This is a genomic window from Winogradskyella sp. 266wxhm (assembly GCF_058964685.1).
In genome coordinates, this window is the sequence record NZ_CM179559.1 from 2679215 (window position 1) to 2700718 (window position 21504).

At 32.9% G+C, this 21504-nt stretch carries 24 protein-coding genes and 1 pseudogene; 16 read left to right on the forward strand and 9 right to left on the reverse strand.

The features are described 5' to 3' along the window. Positions 1-168: 168 nt before the first annotated feature. The 3 genes from ffh to AC2H4K_RS11985 are packed head-to-tail and all read left to right on the forward strand — an operon-like array spanning position 169 to position 2921. Positions 169-1500 (forward strand): signal recognition particle protein, encoded by a 1332-nt coding sequence (ffh, locus tag AC2H4K_RS11975; protein ID WP_281141467.1) that lies wholly within the window; start codon positions 169-171, stop codon positions 1498-1500. 20 nt (positions 1501-1520) lie between these two features. Beyond that, the gene (locus AC2H4K_RS11980; protein WP_281141466.1) at positions 1521-1985 is read left to right on the forward strand and encodes a hypothetical protein; all 465 of its coding nucleotides are present in this window, start codon (positions 1521-1523) and stop codon (positions 1983-1985) included. Between the two features lie 51 nt (positions 1986-2036). After that, positions 2037-2921, forward strand: a complete 885-nt coding sequence (locus AC2H4K_RS11985) for a bifunctional 5,10-methylenetetrahydrofolate dehydrogenase/5,10-methenyltetrahydrofolate cyclohydrolase (RefSeq protein ID WP_281141465.1) — start codon at positions 2037-2039, stop codon at positions 2919-2921. Positions 2922-2927: 6 nt separating this feature from the next. On the opposite strand, the gene AC2H4K_RS11990 is transcribed toward AC2H4K_RS11985, so the two are convergent. Genes AC2H4K_RS11990 through AC2H4K_RS12020 form a run of 7 tightly spaced genes read right to left on the reverse strand, consistent with a single transcriptional unit; the run spans position 2928 to position 8257 of the window. After that, positions 2928-3347, reverse strand: coding sequence for a VOC family protein (locus AC2H4K_RS11990; RefSeq protein WP_281141464.1), 420 nt, complete (start codon positions 3345-3347; stop codon positions 2928-2930). 6 nt (positions 3348-3353) lie between these two features. After that, positions 3354-4115: a 23S rRNA pseudouridine(2604) synthase RluF gene (gene rluF / locus AC2H4K_RS11995; RefSeq protein ID WP_281141463.1), complete on the reverse strand. Its 762-nt coding sequence runs from the start codon at positions 4113-4115 to the stop codon at positions 3354-3356. 37 nt (positions 4116-4152) lie between these two features. Further along, positions 4153-4878 carry an acetolactate decarboxylase gene (locus AC2H4K_RS12000; RefSeq protein ID WP_281141462.1) on the reverse strand — a complete coding sequence of 242 codons (726 nt, stop codon included), beginning with the start codon at positions 4876-4878 and terminating at the stop codon, positions 4153-4155. 13 nt (positions 4879-4891) lie between these two features. Beyond that, positions 4892-5719: an alpha/beta hydrolase gene (locus tag AC2H4K_RS12005; protein ID WP_281141461.1), complete on the reverse strand. Its 828-nt coding sequence runs from the start codon at positions 5717-5719 to the stop codon at positions 4892-4894. Between the two features lies 1 nt (position 5720). Beyond that, a complete protein-coding gene (locus AC2H4K_RS12010; protein ID WP_281141460.1) occupies positions 5721-6095 on the reverse strand; it encodes a cupin domain-containing protein in 375 nt (124 codons plus the stop codon). A gap of 49 nt (positions 6096-6144) precedes the next feature. Beyond that, the gene (locus AC2H4K_RS12015; protein ID WP_281141459.1) at positions 6145-6702 is read right to left on the reverse strand and encodes a hypothetical protein; all 558 of its coding nucleotides are present in this window, start codon (positions 6700-6702) and stop codon (positions 6145-6147) included. A gap of 19 nt (positions 6703-6721) precedes the next feature. Then, a complete protein-coding gene (locus tag AC2H4K_RS12020) occupies positions 6722-8257 on the reverse strand; it encodes a helicase HerA-like domain-containing protein (protein WP_281141458.1) in 1536 nt (511 codons plus the stop codon). Positions 8258-8383: 126 nt separating this feature from the next. On the opposite strand from AC2H4K_RS12020, the gene AC2H4K_RS12025 reads away from it, so the two are divergent. The 3 genes and pseudogenes from AC2H4K_RS12025 to AC2H4K_RS12035 form a co-directional block, all read left to right on the forward strand. Next, a complete protein-coding gene (locus tag AC2H4K_RS12025; RefSeq protein ID WP_281141457.1) occupies positions 8384-9016 on the forward strand; it encodes a 7-carboxy-7-deazaguanine synthase QueE in 633 nt (210 codons plus the stop codon). Continuing rightward, on the forward strand, positions 9017-9613 hold the full coding sequence (locus tag AC2H4K_RS12030; protein ID WP_281141456.1) for an HNH endonuclease: 597 nt from the start codon (positions 9017-9019) through the stop codon (positions 9611-9613). Between the two features lie 53 nt (positions 9614-9666). Then, a pseudogene (locus AC2H4K_RS12035) lies at positions 9667-9810 on the forward strand (7-carboxy-7-deazaguanine synthase QueE); the annotation flags it as partial. 31 nt (positions 9811-9841) lie between these two features. Here AC2H4K_RS12035 and AC2H4K_RS12040 read toward each other — a convergent pair. Together AC2H4K_RS12040 and AC2H4K_RS12045 are read right to left on the reverse strand one after the other, a co-directional pair. Continuing rightward, the gene (locus AC2H4K_RS12040; RefSeq protein ID WP_493742430.1) at positions 9842-11113 is read right to left on the reverse strand and encodes a YCF48-related protein; all 1272 of its coding nucleotides are present in this window, start codon (positions 11111-11113) and stop codon (positions 9842-9844) included. Between the two features lie 130 nt (positions 11114-11243). Beyond that, entirely contained in the window at positions 11244-11792 is a 549-nt protein-coding gene (locus AC2H4K_RS12045; protein ID WP_281141454.1) for a DUF2911 domain-containing protein, read from the reverse strand. Between the two features lie 235 nt (positions 11793-12027). Between AC2H4K_RS12045 and asnB the strand changes: the two genes are divergently transcribed. From asnB to AC2H4K_RS12095, 10 genes are all read left to right on the forward strand, one after another. Then, positions 12028-13689, forward strand: a complete 1662-nt coding sequence (gene asnB / locus AC2H4K_RS12050; protein WP_281141453.1) for an asparagine synthase B — start codon at positions 12028-12030, stop codon at positions 13687-13689. 154 nt (positions 13690-13843) lie between these two features. Then, a complete protein-coding gene (locus AC2H4K_RS12055) occupies positions 13844-14587 on the forward strand; it encodes a DUF6090 family protein (RefSeq protein ID WP_281141452.1) in 744 nt (247 codons plus the stop codon). A 10-nt stretch (positions 14588-14597) separates the two neighbouring features. Then, a complete protein-coding gene (locus AC2H4K_RS12060) occupies positions 14598-15347 on the forward strand; it encodes a DUF6090 family protein (RefSeq protein ID WP_493742431.1) in 750 nt (249 codons plus the stop codon). A gap of 6 nt (positions 15348-15353) precedes the next feature. Continuing rightward, entirely contained in the window at positions 15354-16136 is a 783-nt protein-coding gene (locus AC2H4K_RS12065; RefSeq protein ID WP_281141450.1) for a DUF6090 family protein, read from the forward strand. After that, positions 16133-16891 carry a DUF6090 family protein gene (locus tag AC2H4K_RS12070; RefSeq protein WP_281141449.1) on the forward strand — a complete coding sequence of 253 codons (759 nt, stop codon included), beginning with the start codon at positions 16133-16135 and terminating at the stop codon, positions 16889-16891. Before AC2H4K_RS12065 ends, AC2H4K_RS12070 begins: the two co-directional genes overlap by 4 nt. Positions 16892-16894: 3 nt before the next feature. Next, on the forward strand, positions 16895-17989 hold the full coding sequence (locus tag AC2H4K_RS12075) for a DUF6090 family protein (protein WP_281141448.1): 1095 nt from the start codon (positions 16895-16897) through the stop codon (positions 17987-17989). A 4-nt stretch (positions 17990-17993) separates the two neighbouring features. Beyond that, the gene (locus AC2H4K_RS12080) at positions 17994-18746 is read left to right on the forward strand and encodes a DUF6090 family protein (RefSeq protein ID WP_281141447.1); all 753 of its coding nucleotides are present in this window, start codon (positions 17994-17996) and stop codon (positions 18744-18746) included. Continuing rightward, a complete protein-coding gene (locus tag AC2H4K_RS12085) occupies positions 18739-19485 on the forward strand; it encodes a DUF6090 family protein (protein ID WP_281141446.1) in 747 nt (248 codons plus the stop codon). The genes AC2H4K_RS12080 and AC2H4K_RS12085 overlap by 8 nt, the downstream gene beginning before the upstream one ends. Before the next feature lie 15 nt (positions 19486-19500). Further along, on the forward strand, positions 19501-20217 hold the full coding sequence (locus AC2H4K_RS12090) for a DUF6090 family protein (RefSeq protein WP_281141445.1): 717 nt from the start codon (positions 19501-19503) through the stop codon (positions 20215-20217). A 42-nt stretch (positions 20218-20259) separates the two neighbouring features. Continuing rightward, a complete protein-coding gene (locus tag AC2H4K_RS12095; RefSeq protein WP_281141444.1) occupies positions 20260-21498 on the forward strand; it encodes a DUF418 domain-containing protein in 1239 nt (412 codons plus the stop codon). Positions 21499-21504: the final 6 nt, after the last annotated feature.

Below are 21504 nucleotides of genomic sequence, written 5' to 3' on the forward strand. Positions count from 1 at the left end.
TTAGTTAGTAAATTTAGTATGTTTAAGTTGGTAGAAAGAGTTGTCCAGTGCTAGGCAACTCTTTTCTTTTACATACAAGTTAGGGCATTAGGCTATATTTGTACATTTCACATTCGTATATCTCTTGTAAATTCTTAAATTTGCAACTTCCAAAAAGAGATAAAGATTATGTTTAATAATTTAAGTGAAAAGTTAGATAAAGCGCTACACGTACTCAAAGGTCATGGTAGTATTACGGAAGTCAATGTTGCAGAGACTTTAAAAGAAGTAAGACGTGCGCTTTTAGATGCCGATGTTAACTTTAAAATAGCAAAGGAATTTACCAATAAAGTAAAGGAAAAAGCGCTTGGACAAGATGTATTAACGACACTTCAGCCAGGTCAATTAATGGTTAAAATCGTTAAGGACGAATTAACCGAACTTATGGGAGGTGATGCTGAAGGGATTAATCTTTCAGGCAATCCTAGTGTAATCTTAATGTCGGGTTTACAAGGTTCTGGTAAAACAACCTTTTCTGGTAAACTGGCTAATTATCTTAAAAACAAAAAAACAAAGAAACCTTTATTGGTAGCCTGTGATGTTTACCGTCCTGCTGCGATAGATCAGTTACACGTTGTTGGTGAGCAAATCAATGTTGAGGTTTATAGTGATAAAGGTAATAATGATCCTGTAGCTATTGCGCAAGCAGGTATTACGCATGCAAAAGCAAATGGTCATAATGTTGTAATCATAGATACCGCTGGTCGTTTGGCAGTAGATGAAGCCATGATGACCGAGATTTCTAATATTCATAAAGCCATTCAACCGCAAGAGACATTGTTTGTTGTAGATTCTATGACAGGTCAAGATGCTGTAAATACAGCTAAGGCCTTTAACGATGTTCTTAATTTTGATGGTGTTATTCTTACTAAATTAGATGGTGATACTAGAGGTGGTGCAGCAATTTCTATTAAGTCTGTTGTAAACAAACCAATTAAATTTATTGGTACAGGTGAAAAGATGGAAGCGATTGATGTGTTCTATCCATCACGTATGGCAGATCGTATTTTAGGAATGGGTGATGTGGTGTCTCTTGTGGAGCGTGCTCAAGAACAATATGATGAGGAGGAGGCACGAAAACTTCAAAAGAAAATTGCCAAAAACCAATTCGGGTTTGATGATTTCTTAAAACAAATTCAGCAAATCAAGAAAATGGGTAACATGAAGGACTTGATTGGTATGATACCAGGAGCTGGTAAAATGATGAAAGATATTGACATCGATGATGATGCTTTCAAAGGTATTGAAGCTATTATTCATTCTATGACACCAGATGAGCGTGCTAACCCGTCAATCATAAATGCAAGTAGAAAGAAGCGAATAGGTAAGGGGTCAGGAACTTCAGTTCAAGAGGTAAACCAATTGTTAAAACAATTTACTCAAATGAGTAAAATGATGAAGATGATGCAAGGCGGTGGCGGAAAACGTATGATGCAGATGATGAAAAACATGCCGAGATAATTTTCTCAATTAATATCTAAATGAATTACAAAACAGACAAACCAAAGTTTCACGAAGAAGTATTTAAAGCTGTTAGTGAGATAGTGGAAATATGTTTTGACTATTTAAGCGATGAGGAAGTTAGGGATTTAGAAGTAATTTATGCAATGGGTATTGCTGAAGAGGATTGGTTGACTTTTAAACCTTTTTATCACATTAAGGATGAGTTGCTTAGTTATGGTGAAATTAAAGATAAGGACGATCATGATTCTCAAATAGGAATACAGATGAGTGGTACTGAATTTTTAATAGAATTAATTGATGTTTTTAAATCCTATGATCAAGAAACTCCTAAGTTGATTAAAATACAGTATTATTCAAAAATAGAAAAAGTAGAATATCAATTTGAATATGATTTAAAGTGGTCTAATAGTGAGCATAAATTGCCTGCTAATTTACATGAGGATTATTTTGAGGAAATTAAGAATAGCTTAGAATCTAAATAGTTAATACTTTCAAAATTATATTCAAATCAAAACAATTGAAAACCATAAAACATGACAATTCTAGACGGTAAAAAAGTTAGCAACGACATTAAAAATGAAATTGCAGAAGAGGTAAAACAAATGAAAGCCAATGGTGAAAAAGTACCTCACCTTGCTGCAGTTATTGTTGGTAATGATGGTGCAAGTTTAACTTACGTTGGCAGCAAAGTAAGAGCTTGTGAGCGTATAGGTTTTGAATCTACTTTGGTAAAACTATCTAATACTACAAGTGAAATTGAATTATTAGATAAAATTGAAGAATTAAACAATAATGATGATATCGATGGTTTCATCATTCAGTTACCGTTGCCACCTCAAATTAATACACAAAAGGTATTGATGGCTGTTAATCCAGATAAAGATGTTGATGGATTCCACCCAATGAACTTCGGAAAAATGGCTTTGGATATGTCAACATTTATTCCTGCTACGCCATTCGGTATTTTAGAATTGATAGATCGTTATGGAGTTGAAACCAAAGGAAAACACACTGTTGTTATCGGTCGTTCTCACATTGTTGGTCGTCCAATGAGTATCTTAATGGGACGTAAAGGTTTTCCAGGAAACTCTACTGTAACTTTAACCCATAGCCATACCAAAAATATTACTCAGATTACATCTCAGGCAGACATTATTATTTCAGCATTAGGAATTCCTAAGTTCTTAAAAGCAGAAATGGTAAAAGATGATGCTGTAATTATAGATGTTGGTATTACAAGAGTACCAGACGATTCTGAAAAAGGTTACTACATTACAGGTGATGTGGATTTTGAAAACGTTAGTAAAAAAGCAAGTTTTATTACTCCGGTTCCAGGTGGAGTTGGTCCAATGACTATTGCTATGCTACTTAAAAATACACTTATCGCTAGAGAACAGCACAAGAAGAATAAAAAGTAAGATTAATTATTTAGCGAATAGCTGATTTAAATCTTTAAAGGCTTTAAATTCTAAAGCATTTCCGGAAGGATCTTTAAAGAACATTGTTGCTTGCTCACCAACTTGTCCTTCAAAACGAATGTAAGGTTCTATGATGAATTTTATGTTTTTGCTTTTTAACATGTCAGCAAAACCATGAAAATCTTCCCAAGGTAAAACAACACCAAAATGTGGAACAGGTACATCTTTTCCATCAACGGAATTGGTATGGGTGTCTTCTTCAGTTTTTGGTTTGTAATGAATCACTAACTGATGACCAAAAAAGTTGTAATCGACCCAGTGATCACTACTTCTCCCTTCTTCAAAATTTAAAGTATTGGTATAAAAATCTCTACATTCCGAAAGATTATGTACAGGTATTGCCAAATGAAAGGGAGATAAAGCCATAGTTAACTAGTTTTTTTGGTTTCGTCTTCGGTTGGGTTGAAACGTCTTTTTTGAATCGCTAATAAGCTCGCTTAACGTATCGAATTCTGTTTTTGTAAGCTCTCGGTAATTACCAATAGGCGTATCGAGTTTAATATTCATAATTCGAATACGCTTTAAGGTCAGAACTTCGTAATTAAGGTATTCGCACATACGACGAATTTGACGATTCAATCCTTGAGTTAAAATGATACTAAAGGTGAATTTGTCAATCTTTTTAACAACACATTTTTTGGTGCGTTGCTTAAGTTCTTCAATATAAATACCACCAGTCATTCGCTGAATGAATGTTTGTGAAATCGGTTTGTCTACAGTAACGACATATTCTTTTTCATGATTATTACTGGCACGAAGTATCTTGTTCACGATATCACCATCATCTGTAAGAAGAATTAAGCCTTCACTTGGCTTATCTAAACGGCCAATAGGAAAAATACGTTTTGGATAATTTATAAAGTCAATTATATTATCTTTTTCAACTCTAGTATCTGTAGTGCAAACAATTCCAACAGGTTTGTTAAAGGCTAGGTAAACAAAATCTTTTTTGCGCTCACCTATAATTTCTCCATCAACTTTTACAACATCGTCTGGTGCAACTTTGGTTCCCATTTCAGGAACAATATCGTTAATCGTAACTCGACCAGCATCAATAAGCCGATCAGCTTCGCGACGTGAGCAATATCCAGCTTCACTGAGGTATTTGTTTAGGCGTTTTAGTTCTTCTGACATATTGCAAAAGTACTACAAAGAAATCTATTTGAAATACTTAAGATTTAGGTAAAAATAGAGTGGCATTTTCAAGCTGTACATTATCAAGATGTCCCATTTTCTTTTCATCTTTTGTAATAAGATGCATGTGAAGAAAGGAATCGTGATGTGTAAAAATACCTTGATGTTTGGTAGAGTAGAAGCCAATGATATCTACAGCTTCATAATCTAACATATAATTTATCTGACCTTGATGCGCTTCTTTAGGTGAGGATACTTTTGTGCCTTTAGGTAAATTTTGAATATGGATTTCAGCGGAATTCACCGTTCCACTGAGTTTAAAAACAAAAGGTGCGTCAGAATTTTTGCTTTTGGAAGTAATAAAAGTTTCTAGATCACTAATACTCTTAATGGTTTTGGGTAGCATCATAGTTTTCCAATCGGTAGAATTGGCATAAACAAAAAATGGTGCACTGGTTTTAGCGCTCTTTTCTACAATCATAGTGGAATCGCTAAGCACTTTAGAAGTATAAGTTGTACCGTTATTAATAAGGATTTCACCCGTTAAAAACGACTCAGGTCCCAAACCGTAAAGTCCTTTTTTGTTAGAAATCGTATCCAATAAAATCTTACCATCAAGTTTGCCCTTCCACATTACGTCTTTCATAGCTCCAACAATCTTTACTTCATTTTTAGAAGCTGAAGTTTCAGAGTTTTTCTTGTTAGAATTACAACTAAAAACTATTAAGGAAAGAACTATGACTAATAGGTTCTTGTATTTCATCAGTTTTGAATAATTACTGGTTAATAAAATCAATAATCTTAGGAGTTAAAGATTTATCCTTTAGTCCATGACCAAATCCCGAAGTTGTAATAAGTTCTGAATATTTATAACGATTAGCAAAAAGCTGACCATCTTCATAAGGAATAATTTTATCCTTTTTATCATGTATTATTAAGCCTTCAGCTTCAATAGCTTTAGTGAAGTTTGCGGCAGAGAAATAATCTACAGGATTTCCAAATCTATTAAGGACAATATTGTCTAAGCCGTTTGAGATTCTTTTGTTATAGCCCATCATAGATTTGTATCTGGAAAACACTCCTGTAAAATGAGCAGGAGCACCCAATAGCACCATTTTTTTTACGAATGGCAAATTGTGGTTATACATACAAAACACGCTTGCCATACCACCGACAGAGTGCCCAATGACTACTTCAGGTTGAAATTTTTTAGCCACAACATTTATAAATTCAGAATATAATATGGCGTTAAACTGTTTTCCTCCTGATTTTCCATGTGCAGGTCCATCAAGAGCGATGATGTTGTAATCTTGAGCTTTTAAAGCTTCTAGTATATAACTCCAGCGAGAGCTATTGCTTTCCCAACCATGAGCTAATAAAACAGTTTTGTTTTTGCCTTCCCAGTGGTAGGTGGCGATATTCAAATTATCATAGCTCAATTCTTCGAAAGAGGCTGAATTTATAACCTTCAGTTGATGTTCAGAATAGCGTCCTTTTCTAGGAGATGTGAATAGATTTAAAGCTTTTTTTGAAGCATATTTTGGCGAAATTAAACTTGTAAAGTTTAAAGCGTTACCTATAGATTTTATAACAAAACTACTCATATTATGCTTCTTCTCTGTTAACGGATTCAATCGAAAAAGCGGGTAAGCAAATGGCTAAATATTCACAAGGTTCTGTAAAGGGATTAGAATATTGAATTCTGGTGTTTTTCTCGATTTTAATAGATTGTCCAGCTTCAAGAATTATAGTTTCATCTTCAATAATGAACTGTTTTTTCCCTTTGATGATGAAGGTGTATTCATCAAATTCTGGAGTTTGAAATGGTTCACTCCAACCAGGTGGAGCAACCATATGAGCAATACTTATGTCAGAATTACCATCAGAAGCTTTTCCAAAATGTTCTTTTATAATTTTTCCATCATCAGTTGGGACGATGAAAGGTGAAGTTTGTATTTTATATTTCTTATTTTCTTCCAAATTAGGAACTATTAAATTTGATAATTGTAATATGAAGCTTAATCAGATATTACCAATGAATCATAAAGTACTTAATCTTTGCTTTTTCAGGAATTTGAATAGGATCAATAGTCATATTCATATCAAAACGCATACTAGCAGGAAGCTCTTTTTTATCAATTGTAAAAGAAGCGTTTAATTCATTTACTGAAACCACAATAACGTTGATAAGATTATCAATTTTTGAAATTTTATAAGCATCTTGTATGTCCTTGAATGTACTTAGGGTTGAAATCTTCTTTGCAGTTTTGTAACGTTCATCAATGATTCTAACACTTGAAATTACTGAAGTAGAATCTAACGCTTCCTCTGGTGAGAGATCTAATAATTTAGCGCCTCCTTTTTCAAAGATTTCAATAGTGTTTACTGAACCAATAAATTCATCTCCTGCAATATATCTTACAACCGAGTCATTGCTAAAAATGGTTTCTAAGTCTTTAACTTGGGTGGAGTCGGTTAGTAAACCAATTTGGTTTTTCTGAACTAAGAAAGGATCTACCGATTTATCTTTAGTACAACTTGTTATCAAAATAGCACAGATAACTATGGCAAAAAATATGTTTTTCATGTTTTAGATTATGGGTTTGTTATTTAAGCATTTTAGTTAGTATTCCTAACACACTTCGTATCACAGTTGGGCTGGATAAAACTTTTACAAGTGGGTTTTGTCGTGTACTTCGTCTGCTAGAAGTACTACGTCTTTTGCTTTCGGCTTTTTTAAGCGCTTCTTTTTCTTCTTCAGCTTTTCTTTTGGCTTCTTCAGCTTCAGCAAGTTCAATTTTTTTGTTCAACATTTCATAAGCACTTTCTCTATCAATCTCTTGATTGTATTTTCGTGCTAATTTTGATTGTGCAAGTAAATTGCTAAGTTCACTTTCTGTTAAGATATCCATGCGGCTCATTGGTGCGCGCATCATGGTCGCTGCTAGTGGAGTAGGCTTTCCTTTTTCATCTAGAGCAGAAACTAAAGCTTCACCAATTCCTAAAGAGGTTAATACTTCTGCAGTATCATAATATTCTGTGTCTGGATAGTTCTGTGCGGTAAGTTTTATAGCTTTTCTATCTTTTGCAGTAAAAGCACGTAAAGCATGTTGAACCTTTAGTCCTAATTGTCCAAGTACAGCTTCTGGTACATCAGTTGGGTTTTGCGTTACAAAATATAAACCAACACCTTTACTTCGAATAAGCTTAACAATACTTTCAATTTGGTTTAATAAAGCGTCAGAAGCTTCATTAAAAATCAAATGAGCTTCATCAATGAACATTATAAGTTCTGGTCTGCCACTATCTCCTTGTTCAGGAAATGTTGAATAAATTTCAGCCAAAAGACTCAACATAAAAGTTGAAAACAACTTCGGTTTGTCTTGAATGTCAGTAAGTCTGATAATGTTGATGTAACCACGACCATTTTCATCAATACGAAGTAAATCTTGCGTATCAAAAGAGGTTTCTCCAAAAAACAAGTCGCCACCTTGTTGCTCAATTTCAATAATTTTTCTTAAGATAGCTCCTGTTGAAGCTGTTGAGATTCTGCCGTAAGCTTCTTGAAATTCATCTTTACCTTCATTGGTAGCATACTGTAAAATCTTTTTGAAATCTTTGAGGTCTAGAAGAGGTAATTTGTTGTCGTCACAATATTTAAAAATCACTGAAATAATACCAGCTTGAGTCTCTGTGACGTCTAATATTCTCGAAATGAGAACTGGTCCAAACTCGCTAATAGTAGCTCTTAGTCTAACTCCATCCTGCTCAGACAACGTTAAAACTTCAACCGGAAAAGATTTGGCTTCAAAAGGCAGTCCGATTTTTTCCATGCGCTCATCAATTTTAGCATGGCCAGGACTAGGTTTTGCCAATCCACTTAAATCTCCTTTAATATCCATTAATAATACAGGAACTCCTTTTTCAGAAAGATTTTCGGCTAAAACTTGTAACGTTTTTGTTTTTCCTGTTCCCGTAGCACCTGCAATTAAGCCATGTCTGTTCATGGTTTTGAGGGGTACATTTACAAAGGCATTTGTTAGGGTTTCACCATTGAGCATTGCAGAACCTAAAGTAATGTAATCACCTTTAAATGTGTTACCTTCAGTTATATCTTTAAAGAAAGTTTCAGAATTCGTCATGGTCGGAAAATTTGTATAAAAATAGTGTAATTTCATTAAGTATAAAACAGTTTTTGACTTCGAATAAAGTTACTTTCCAATATACAGTAATGGTTTACTGCTTACTTATTAATATCTTTGCAAACTATGACAAGACGAGAACGACAAGAATTAATTGATAAAGGTTTATTACTGCCTTTAATGGAGGAATTTTATACTATACAAGGTGAAGGTTATCATAAAGGAACCGCAGCTTACTTTGTTAGAATTGGAGGTTGTGATGTAGGGTGTCATTGGTGCGATGTTAAAGAAAGCTGGTTAGCAGAATTACACCCACCAACTGAAACCAATAAAATTGTCGATAATGCTGTAAAATATAGTAACACAATTGTGGTTACAGGAGGTGAGCCATTAACTTGGGATATGGGACCGTTGACTGAAAAACTAAAAGCAAAAGGAGTGCAGACTCATATTGAGACTTCTGGAGCTTATAAGTTAACAGGACAATGGGACTGGATTTGTTTGTCACCAAAGAAGATGAAATTGCCAACAGATGAAATTTATAGTAAGGCTCACGAGTTAAAATGTATTGTTTATAATACGGACGATTTTAGGTTTGCTGAAGAGCAAGCTGAAAAAGTAAATAAAAATTGTATCTTGTATTTGCAACCAGAATGGAGCAAACGTGAAAAAATGATGCCCAAGATTGTTGACTATGTAATGGCAAATCCAAAATGGAAAGTATCATTACAAACCCATAAATATTTGAATATCCCTTAAATGTTCTTTAAAGAAATTAAAAATTACAGAGGTGAAATTTGGAAAGCTTTGGAATCCCCTAAAGAAGACAAAATTTCACCAAAAGAAAAATTTTTCGTTTCAAATTATGGTAGACTTATAAAGCTTGAAGGCGAGACACCAAGATTAGTAGACCCTTATCTATTAAATGGTTATCCGCATATCAAGATAAAGACCACCGAAACAAAAATTTACAGAGGCTACACAAAGCATAAATACAAAGGTTTTTATGTGCACAAACTTGTAGCGCAGTATTTTTTAGAAAATACTTATGGAGTTTACGTGATTCATTTAGATTATGACAAGGAAAATAACCAAGTCAGTAATTTAAAGTGGGTTACTAAAAGAGAAAAAGAACTGCATCAATGGAAAAACCCAAGGTTTATTGAAGCTAAAAAAAATGCAGATCCTCCCTATTCTAAACTTACTGAAAATAAAGTTAGGCTAATAAAAAAGATGCTTAACAATCCTGAGCGTAAAACACGATTAAAGATGATAGCCAAGCAATTTGGTGTGTCTACAACACAATTAAAAAGGATTCAAACTGGAGAAAATTGGGGGCATGTTCCTTCACTCTAGTAAATGTTATAAAAAAAACCTGATAAACTTTAGTTATCAGGTTTTTTTAATTTAAAGTAAATGAAAATTGTATCTTATACTTGCAGCCAGAGTGGAGTAAGAGAGAAAAGGTAATACCTATGATTGTTGATTATGTAATGGTGAATCCAAAATGGAAAGTGTCATTGCAAACCCATAAATATTTGAATATCCCTTAGTTTCACTGATTTTATAAAACAAAGGCAATTACTACTTTTTAATAAACTTTAATGAGGTTCTGCCAGAATTATTGTGAAAATCCAAAATGTATGTTCCAGAGGCTAATTCTGAAAGATCAAAACTATAATTATTTAAGGTTTGTTGTAAAATTATTTCTCGAGAAAGCTGCTTTATAAACTTACCTTTTATGTCATAAAGCTCAATTAGTAAATTATCATCTGCAGGAAAATCAATTGTAAAATTTAGATAGTTTTCAATAGGATTTTTTAGCATCTCTACTATAAGCTCGTCTTTGATAAACGGTTCTTCTTGAGTACTTAAAGTTGCGTCAGTAAACTTATATATAGTAGTTCCTGAGGCATAAGCAGTTGTAGAATTGATAATAAAAATTCGATTTAAATTGTTACCAATATTCAAACTATTCCATGTTTGTCCACCGTCAAGTGTTTCATAGAACCCTGTTGTGTGGCCACCCATCCAACCTTGGTTTTCGTTTATGAATCCCACAGCTTGTATATTTGTTTCAACTGAATCTAAGCTTATCCAATTGGTTCCACCATCGGTAGATTTTATCAGTTTGCCATTGTTAGGAGAAACAGAACTTACTGCTCCAAACATCAAATTACTATCACTCTCTAATACTTGTAGTTTCCATACATACTCACCCACTATGTTTGTGTTGTAAATTTCAGTCCATGTGTTACCACCGTCTATGGTCTTTAAGATACATCCTCCATTATCATTTCTGCCAGAAACAAAACCAATATCTTCATCTAAAAATAATACTTCTACTAAAGCACTAGCATAACTAGACATGTCTACATAAGTCCATGTCTCACCACTATCTGATGACTTAATAATGTGAGCAGGGCTGAAATAAGCACCACAGCCATAGACTGTTGAACTACCAGCGGTTTCAATACCGCAAATGGCGTTAGGATTGGTTGGGAAATTAGTTACTTCAGCCCAATTTGTACCTCCATCGGTAGTTCTAAAAAAAGTTCCATTTAGTGTACCAAGAAAACCAATATCTTCGTTTAAAAATTCAATATTTCTGAAATAATAATTTCCAGGAATATTATTTTCATTGAGTTGTTCTACCCAATCTAAGCCTCCATTAGTAGTTTTGTATATCCTAGCATAATAGCCATTAGCAGCCCATCCAAGGTTTTCGTTGAGGAAGAACACATCATCAAAGCGCTGTCCATAAGGATTTGAGAAAATATTAGGCATAGTTTGCCACATAGGTTGTGCACCTAAGGTTATTGATATTAAAAAAATGAATAGCTGTTGTAATCGCATGTATTAATCTTATAAGTTAATGTAAAGTTATAAATATGTTTTTTATAATTAATCTTTACATTGTAAACCTAGCACTAAATAAAAAAACATCTTGAGTTATCAAGATGTTTTTATTTAATTGTTTAAGCTGTTAGGACTTAGAAAATGGCACGGCAACTCTAACCGTTCCCCAGCCAATGTGCATGTCTGTACCACCTTCAGCCTCATCAAAAGCAATTGAGAATGCCTCAAGAGATTCTTCGCTTTTAGTTGTTGGCACTGTAATTCTAGCGACATCATTTTTCTCATCATAAAAATAACTTCCCCAAACATTTAAGTCTGTGCTAATAATGATGGTCCATTCGTTTTCACCTGGTATAGCATACATAGTGTAAGTTCCTTTTTTTATGTCTTTTCCGTCTAGTGTCATATCTGAATAGACTTGAAGTTCTGCAGCTTCATTAGCACCAAGTCTCCAAACTTCTCCTGGTTTTGCCAAATCGTAAACTTCTCTGCCTTTTAATTGAGGTCTGCTGTAAACAATCTTAATCAACTTATTTGATTCTTTGTAGCTACTTGGGTAAGACGCGGCATCCATTGGGCTTTTGTCTAATCCAGAAAATTTTTGAGCTTCAGCGTTGAATGATAAAAGCATTAAAAATGCGAAAGTGATGGTGGTGATTAGTCGTGTTGTTTTCATAATTTTTTTGATTTGTTGTTTTTTTAAAATTAAGTGATAATATTTTAAGAGGTCGTAATTAAATTCCAAAGTTTACAGATTAAAAGTTAAATACAGATTTTAATCTATTAATCTTTTAGAATTTATTTAAATACGCGTTTAATATTTTAAATTATAATTGATTTGTGTTTTATTGTTTAAAATATGAAAGTTTAATTTCATATTTGTTTCGTAATTAATAATAAAATATAAAGTTATGTGCGGAATAGTATGTGCGTTCGATATAAAACAAAAATCTGAAGATTTAAGATCTCAAGTCTTAGAGATGTCTAAAACAATTCGTCATCGCGGACCAGACTGGAGCGGGATTTATAGTGATGAAAAAACTATTATGGCTCACGAGCGCTTGGCAATTGTAGATCCAAGTTCTGGAAAACAACCATTATTTAGTGAAGATAAAAAGCTTATTCTAGCTGCAAATGGAGAAATCTATAACCACAGAAGTTTACGCAAGCAATTTCCAGATTATAAGTTTCAAACTGAAAGCGACTGTGAGGTTATCTTAGCATTGTATAAGGAAAAAGGTCATGATTTTGTAGATGAGATGAACGGAATCTTCGGTTTTGCTATTTATGATGTAGAAAAAGACGAGTATTTCATTGCAAGAGATCATATGGGAATTATTCCATTGTACATGGGTTGGGATAAGCATGGAACCTTCTACGTGGCTTCAGAGCTAAAGGCTTTAGAAGGAGTTTGTACAAAAATTGAATTGTTTCCTCCTGGGCATTATATGAGTAGCTCTGATGGTGAATTAGTACAGTGGTACAAAAGAGATTGGCAAGATTACGATGCTGTAAAAGATAATGAAACCAGTATTGCAGAAGTGAAAAAAGCTTTAGAAGATGCAGTACATAGACAATTAATGAGTGATGTACCTTATGGTGTGCTTTTGTCTGGCGGATTAGATTCTTCTGTAACGTCTGCTATCGCCAAAAAATATTCACAAATGCGTATTGAGGCTGATGACCAAGAGCAAGCTTGGTGGCCACAATTACATAGCTTTTCTGTTGGGCTTGAAGGTTCACCAGATTTAGCAGCTGCAAAAAAGGTAGCTGATCATATTGGTACGGTTCACCACGAAATTAAATTCACGATTCAAGAAGGTTTAGATGCTATAAAAGATGTGGTGTATCAACTAGAAACTTACGATATCACTACTATTAGAGCAAGTACTCCAATGTATTTAATGGCAAGAGTTATTAAATCTATGGGTATAAAAATGGTATTGTCTGGTGAAGGTGCAGACGAGTTGTTCGGAGGTTACTTGTATTTCCATAAAGCACCAAATGCTAGAGAATTTCATGAAGAAACCGTTCGTAAACTGAGCAAGTTACACATGTATGATTGTCTAAGAGCAAACAAGAGTTTAGCGGCTTGGGGAATTGAAGGACGTGTGCCATTCTTAGATAAAGAATTTATGGATGTAGCTATGCGAATTAACCCGCAAGACAAAATGATTACAGAAGATCGTATGGAAAAATGGGTGGTACGTAAAGCGTTTGAAGATATGTTACCAGAAAGTGTGGCGTGGAGACAAAAGGAACAGTTTAGTGATGGTGTAGGTTACAGTTGGATTGATACCTTAAAAGAATTAGTAAATGAAGAAGTGTCGGATGAACAAATGGCAAATGCACACTTTAGATTTCCAATTCAAACTCCTCAAAACAAAGAAGAGTATTACTACAGAACCATTTTTGAAGGGCATTTCCCAAGTGATGCAGCGGCACTGAGTGTGCCACAAGAACCGAGTGTAGCTTGTAGTACTAAGATAGCTTTAGAATGGGATGAGGCATTCAAAAACATGAATGATCCTTCAGGTAGAGCAGTCGCAAAAGTACATGCCGATGCATACTAAATTATATAACAAAATGTAATAAATAATTGAAAGCCAGTTTTTAAGCTGGCTTTTTTTGTACGGTAATTTGTAACAATTCATTACATTTATAAACATATAAGCATAACCAACCATCTCTACTTAAGTATTGCCTACTTACAATTAGATGTAAGTAATGATAAATTTTTTTCGTAAAACTCGACAGAAATTCCTTCGAGAGAATCGCTTTACAAAATATCTGCTTTATGCTATAGGTGAAATTATTCTTGTAGTCATAGGGATCTTAATTGCACTACAGGTTAATAATTGGAATATAAATAGACAGATTCAAAATAAGGAACAAGCCTATTTGCTAGAAATCCGAAATAACCTTCAACAAGATTCATTGAAATTACAATTAGTATTGGATTTTAATAGAAATAAGGTGAAAATAGTTGAAGACATGCTACAGATTTTTATAGACACACTTACAAACCAAGAACGTTATGCTATTTTGAATAAAAACGCCAATAACTTTACCTATTATGAAGTTTTCGATCCTGTACGTATTGCATTCAATAATATGCTGTCAGCTGAAAGTATTGGTCTCATTAGAAATAATGAGTTTAGGAAATCCTTGTCGGAGTATTACAACTATCCCTATTTAGATGGAGTTCAGAATCGTATATCAGTATTAAATAGGAGAGTTGTAGATGAGCATTATCCTAAGTTTTTCACAAAAGAATTTGTGCAAAATTGGATTGGTTTTTCATCAAAGATGCCTCCATTGAGCGATTTGGAAATTGAAAAGGACAATAAATTGATGTCTGATCTTTTTGGTATTAAAATGATTATTAATGTTCAAAATGAATTAATCAAAAATACTCAGAAACAAAATCAAGAATTGATGGCTTTATTGAATTCAAACCTAAAAAACTAATCAAAACCTGATGATAAAATTTTTCCGAAAAACACGTCAAAAATTACTTCAAGAAAATCGTTTTTCAAAGTATATGCTCTATGCTATAGGCGAAATAATACTTGTGGTTATTGGTATTTTGATTGCACTTCAAATCAATAATTGGAAAGATTACAAAAAGAATAGAGTAGAAGAGCAGCAAATTTTAAAGAACTTTAAGGAAGATTTAGAAACGGATAAGAAATTGCTTGATGAATTTAAGGGAAAGGCTTTATCCTATTCAAAATCTGCAGATACAATCTTGCTGTCAATAAATGAAGCTGTGCCTTTTGATCCTAATAAATTTATAGGTCATGCTTCAGCAATAATTTCAAATATCTATTTTGAGTCTAGTAGCTCAACTTTTGATCAGTCTTTGAGCACGGGTAAAATTGATTTGGTAGAAAATGCAGAACTTAGAAAAGAGCTTTTGGAGTACTACAAACTGACCAAACTTAATTTTGATGACAAGCGTATTTCAGAAACCAACCAAAATTTTGTTTTTCCTGAAGTTTTTTCTCAAATCGTTGCCACAAAAGAAGTGAGTGAACAATTAACAGGTATTGCAACCAAACTTCCTCAATTTGATTTGCATAGTCTCGCCACAAATAGAGCATTTAGTACATGGGTTATACTGAAAAAACTGGCTTTTAGGGAGCAGTCTATAAACTACACCGAACTATCTGAGAAAGTTATGGACTTAATAAGTAAAATAGATGAAGAAATAGAAGGTAACAACTAAAGTTCAATGATAAGATTTTTCCGAAAAATGCGTCAGAATTTAGTAGCTAAAAATCGTTTTAGTAAGTACTTGCTTTATGCTATTGGCGAAATTATTTTAGTGGTCATTGGCATTCTTTTAGCACTTCAGATTAACAGTTGGAATCAACAGCGCATTGAGGATAAAAAGGAAGAGGAATTGCTTTCAGATCTGAAAAGTGAATTTCAATATAATTTAACAGAGTTAGAGGAGTCTATCAAAATCAATAAAAAAGTGAGTCAATCTTGTATTGAGCTTACCGTAATAATTAGGTCTAACACCATTGGCAAAAACTCTCAAAAGGTTGATGAGTTATTGATAGCTATAGGTAACTTTAATTCTTTTGATGCTAGAACAGGGGTTTCTAATGAGATCGTTAATTCCGATAAATTAAGCTATTTAAAGAATGAGGAACTGCGCAGGCAATTGAGTAATTGGTTAACTACAATTGTAGATTGTGAAGAGGATATTCTTTTTAGGTCAGATAATTACACTATAAACCTTATCCCTTTTTTAATGAAGCGATTTCCTTTGGCAAATGGTGAGTTAACCAAAAAATTAGCATTTGACAAGAATAACTATTTGGAAGCCTACAAGGAAAGTTCACCATTCAAATATAATTTACCTCAAGAAGATTTAATGGAATTTGAGAACCAAATATGGCACCATAAACATAATCAAGATTATGTAGCGGTTAATGAATTAAACTTGAAAGATTTCATTCTAACCACCATAGATATGATTGAAAAACAACTAAAAGAAAACGAATGATTAAATTCTTTAGAAGCATCCGAAAATCACTTCTTAGTGAAGGCAAAACAAGCAAGTATTTTAAATATGCTATTGGTGAAATCATACTCGTTGTTATTGGTATTCTCATAGCGCTTCAAATTAATAACTGGAATGAGAATAGGAAATCTCAAGAAAAAATCGACAACTATTTCAATAAAATGCTTGTGGAGATGAGGCAAAAGAAAGATTGGCTCAAAAATTATCAAAAAGGTAATCGAAAGTTCAATCAAGACGTTGAGCGCATCGCACATATAACTGCTTATAAGAACGCGGATTCCATACCTGTTTTAAAATCCTTATTGGGAAGCCTTACAGTTGCAGGAGATCCAAATATTTCTTTTCCTGTGCTAGATGAGTTTTATAATCAGGATCTACAAGTAGCCATAAAGAACGATTCCTTAAAAATATACCTGGAGCGATTGCTGGATCTGAGATTGGTTAGAAATCAAGTGTCAAGCTTTGCTTTAGATCAATATATAACCAATGTTGAACCTTTTTACATTAAGCATATAAACTATAGCCAAACCGCTACCAATAATTACTACTATGATGGATTTCTTGATAAAGGTCCAGATACCAACTATGAGAACCTCCTTTATAGTATGGAATTTTGGAATATTATTAACTTAAAACTCGATACTAATAGTACTGCTTCAAGAATTTTAGAAGGTTTGATAATTACCATTGATCATATTATCGAGTTACTAGAAAAAGAAATAAAAATGCAAAAGTGACCTATGATAAAATTCTTTAGAAACATTCGTAAAAAACTTTTAAATGAGGGTAAAACCTCAAAATACTTTAAATATGCCATTGGCGAAATCATACTCGTTGTTATTGGTATTCTCATAGCGCTTCAAATTAATAACTGGAATGAAAAGCGCAAACAAACCGAATTAGGCTATCAATATTTAACCGAAATGCGCTATGAGCTACAGGATGATGTTGTTTTGCTCGACTTCTATATAAACGGATTAAAAAAAAGCATTGAAAACCATGAAGCTGCTTTAAAAACTAAAAACATAAACACCTTACCATTAGATAGTCTTTATATGCTTGTATCACCTCAAAATTTAGATTTTAAGGTAAGTGAATTAACTTATAATAAAATGACCAATTTAGGTATTTCTAAATTATCCAATAACGACCAGTTAAATACAATGGTTACCAATTATTATAATAAGCAGGTAGTAAACTTAAAACTATCACTATCCTTTTTAATTGAAGAATTAAAAAAATATGCGGACTATTTCCAGTATCAACAAGACTATTTTGATTGGTATCCTGTTGATGAATATCCGTCACTTATAAATGAAACTCAAGAAGAATATTATGGTTTAAACAGGCTAGGGCTTATAAAATTTGCAACGTCTGCTAGAGGAAGAAATCTCATCATTAATGATTTAGAAAGTAAGCAGTATGCATTAAATCATCTAGAAGAATTTCAAGCTGCTACGGTTGGCTTATTAAATGCTGTTTATAATGAGCTAAAACAGCAAGACCCTACTACAGACCCGTTACCAGAATTACCCGAAGAGTACAACTTTAAAGCTATTGAGCTACCCCAAGATGTTCTCAAACAATACGTTGGACGATATGAGTTAACACAAGAAACCTTTGTAATGATAAAATTTGAAAATAAAAAACTCTTGTTAAGTTACTATGACAAGGATGGCGCAAACATACCTAATAATGAAATTTTACCTTACGAAACGGATAAATTTTATATTAAAAAATATTTTCAGCGCGTGTATTTTAATAGAGATGAAGGCAACATAAAAAGTCTTGCCTTTGATCAAAATGGAGTAAGAGAGTTTAAAAAAATAGACTGATGCTATGATAAAATTCTTTAGAAATATTAGAAAATCACTTCTTAATGAAGGTAAAACAAGTAAGTATCTAAAATATGCTATTGGCGAAATTGTGCTTGTTGTTATTGGTATTCTGATAGCCCTACAGATTAATAATTGGAATGAAAACAGAAAAGGTTTAAATAAAAGAAGTGCTTACACCAAGTCCCTTTTAAAAGAACTAAAACAAGACACTACAGATTTTAGAAAGAACACAGAATTTCTTAAGAAACAAATGGATATCTTGAAAGGTTTTCATGAAAGACTAAAATCAGAAAGCGCAACCATAGACACCATGAAACAGATTGCCCGATATGAGTTTGATATGGTAATAGATAACAAAAAAAACTACAACGACAAGACAATGCGGTCTTTACAAACTTCGGGGGAAATACAATTATATCCTAAATATGTACAAGAGTTAATGCTCGAACTCACAGCGATTCAGGAAGAATATAATGATCTTATAGAGCTATACCTTGCGGATTATCTACATGCAGTCCAAGTGCAAAATCTTTTGGTCACAAAACCCGAAAAGTATAATTTTTTTGGAATCAATGATAAATTCAAATCTAAAACTTGGAATGCTATGGATGATGTTGATTTTATCACGGTTTTTGACAATTTACTAAATTCAAAGTTAGACTTTACTAACTCAAGAATCATGATTTATGATATGGTTTCCAAAAAAACGGAAGCGCTTATAGAAACCCTTCAAACTCTAGATGAAAATGATTAAACTCTTTAGAAACATCCGTAAAAAATTTCTTAGCGAAGGCAAAACTAATAATTACCTAAAGTATGCCATTGGAGAAATTATTCTGGTAGTGATTGGGATATTAATTGCGTTACAAATTAATAATTGGAACCAAAACCGAATAGAAAATAATAGAGCTCGTAAGTTATTAAAAAACATGGTAGAAGATTTGGCTACCGATACACTAATGCTAAACCAAAGTATTACAAATTATGAGTTTCAGAGTAATAATTGCGTAAAGCTTTTGAATGATTCTCTTTTTGCTAATACAAAGGCAGACTCTATATTTTTTATGCTTCCATTAAATCAAGCAGGACTACTTTTAACCACTCAAGCTTTTGATAAAATTAATAACGCAAGTCTCACCTCTTTACTGGGTTCATCTGAGTTAGATCAAGCTATTAGTGAATATTACATTACGTCAGCCGAGTATGCGGAAAAACAGTTTACATGGGAAGAACAAAGGACCAATAAAGATGAGGACTTTTGGCTTGATGCGCTACAAATGGAAATTCCGCAATATTTTAAGGTCAAAAACAACCCGAGTTATAAACAATCTGAATCTGAGAGAAAACAAGAGTTGTTACGAGTTATTGCTTCCACCGAAGGCAGACAAAGAATTCGATTTGCTTTAGATAGAAAACAAATGATATTGTATTCAATAAAAATTAGAAAGGAAATGGCAATAGATTTAATTTCTCAAATTAAAAAGTACTTATAAAATGACCAAACCAGTATGATAAAATTCTTTAGACATATTAGGAGGTCACTTCTAAATGAAGGCAAAACTACCCAATACTTTAAATACGCTATTGGGGAAATTGTACTTGTGGTTATTGGTATTTTAATGGCATTGCAGATTAATAACTGGAATGATAATCGTAAAACTCGAAATTATGAAAAAGAAATACTGTCTTTAATCAATCAAAATCTACAAAAAGATTCTTTAGCGCTATCAATTGAGTTAGATAAAGCAAAGGAAGGTATCTTATTAACGGATCGTGTATTAAAGGAGATTGCTAAGGGAAATTATATAGATAGTCTCTATTTCTGGATGGGAAAAATAATAACATTTGAAAGGTTCAAGTCACAATCTAGTGCATTTGAGATATTAAAAGCTAGAGGTATTGAAACAATATCTGATAAAACACTTCAACTGGCATTAATATCGTATTACGATGATAATTTATTTAAAGTATATCAGTCTTTAGATGATGTGGAGCAGTCTTTTAAAAAAGATTGGCAACCAATATTAAAGAATGATTTTCTTGATTTTAGGTGGCGTGAATATTGTGAACCTAATAATCCAAAAGAGTTCTTTGAAAATCCATCAACCATAACTTTTTTTAAAATTTATCAAGACAATAGAAAAGGGATTGTGAGGAACACGCAATTAGCAATAGACAAAATATCTGAAATAAGAATAATTACACAAAAGCATATTTATGATTAAATAAAACAGTTAAAATAAAACGAACCAAAACCACCAACCAAGATGCAAAATGATACAGTTAAACCCATTCAAAAAAGTGAGCGCATTCACTATCTTGATATTTTAAGAGGCATTGCCATATTCTTTATTTATTCTGCTAATATTTTATTCTTTTCTGGAATTTGGTTTTTTCCAAAAGAAAAGATAGCCTATACATTACCAACCGATGAAATCTTTGCTTTCGTAAACTATGTTCTTGTCGATGGTAAGTTCTATTCCATATTTTCCATATTATTTGGTATCGGTTGTTACATACAGTATAATAACCTTACGTCTAATAATAAAGCCTTTGCACCTTTTTTTAGGAAACGCATGTTTTGGCTTCTACTATTTGGTTTAATTCACATGTTTTTGTTTTGGCCAGGAGATATTTTGACCTTATATGCATTTCTAGGGTTTTTCCTCATTTGGTTTGTGAAGAAGTCAAACAAAACACTTCTTGTCACGGCCTCTATACTTATTTTATTTCCTTTGGTGAATTGGGCGTTTATGCATTTTTCAGGAATTTATTATCCAGGAATAGCTTTTCAAAAAAGTACTGAAGTCTATCAACACTTTGAAATGCCAGTAATTAAATTTGGTGAATATTTACAACCAAATATATTAGCCTTTCTTGAAAATGACAATATTGGTGATTTCTTCAAAATGAGCCTTGGAAACGGTTTTGTAAGGATAGGCATGATATTGGATGAAGCACGAATTTTTAAAGTTTTTGGTATTTTTTTGATTGGCCTTTGGGCAGGTAGAAAAATTTTAAATAATAATCTTCTTGAAGATACAAGTTTCCTAAAGAAAGTATTTGTAATTGGATTGATTGTTGGCTTACCAATAAATATTGTTAGAGGCTACATAGAAATTTATACTGAAAATTCAGATACCTTACATCTTTTTCATATTCTAGCTTATGCCTTAGGTACTGTGCCTTTAGCTTTGAGTTATGCGGCAGGAATTGCGTTGTGGACTAAAAAAGGGACAAAGTATTTAAATTGGTTTGCTCCCGTTGGTAAAACAGCATTGTCAAATTATCTTTTTCAGACCTTTATATCTATAATAATCTTTTACGGTGTTGGATTTAATTTAACAGGTAAGTTCGGTTTTACTTATGTTATGATTATCGGTTTAGTGATTTTTGCTATGCAAATCCTACTTAGCAAAATATGGTTATCCTATTTTAAATTCGGTCCTATGGAGTGGCTCTGGCGAAAACTAACTTATGGTATTAATCTCAAATTGAAGAAATAATCACCT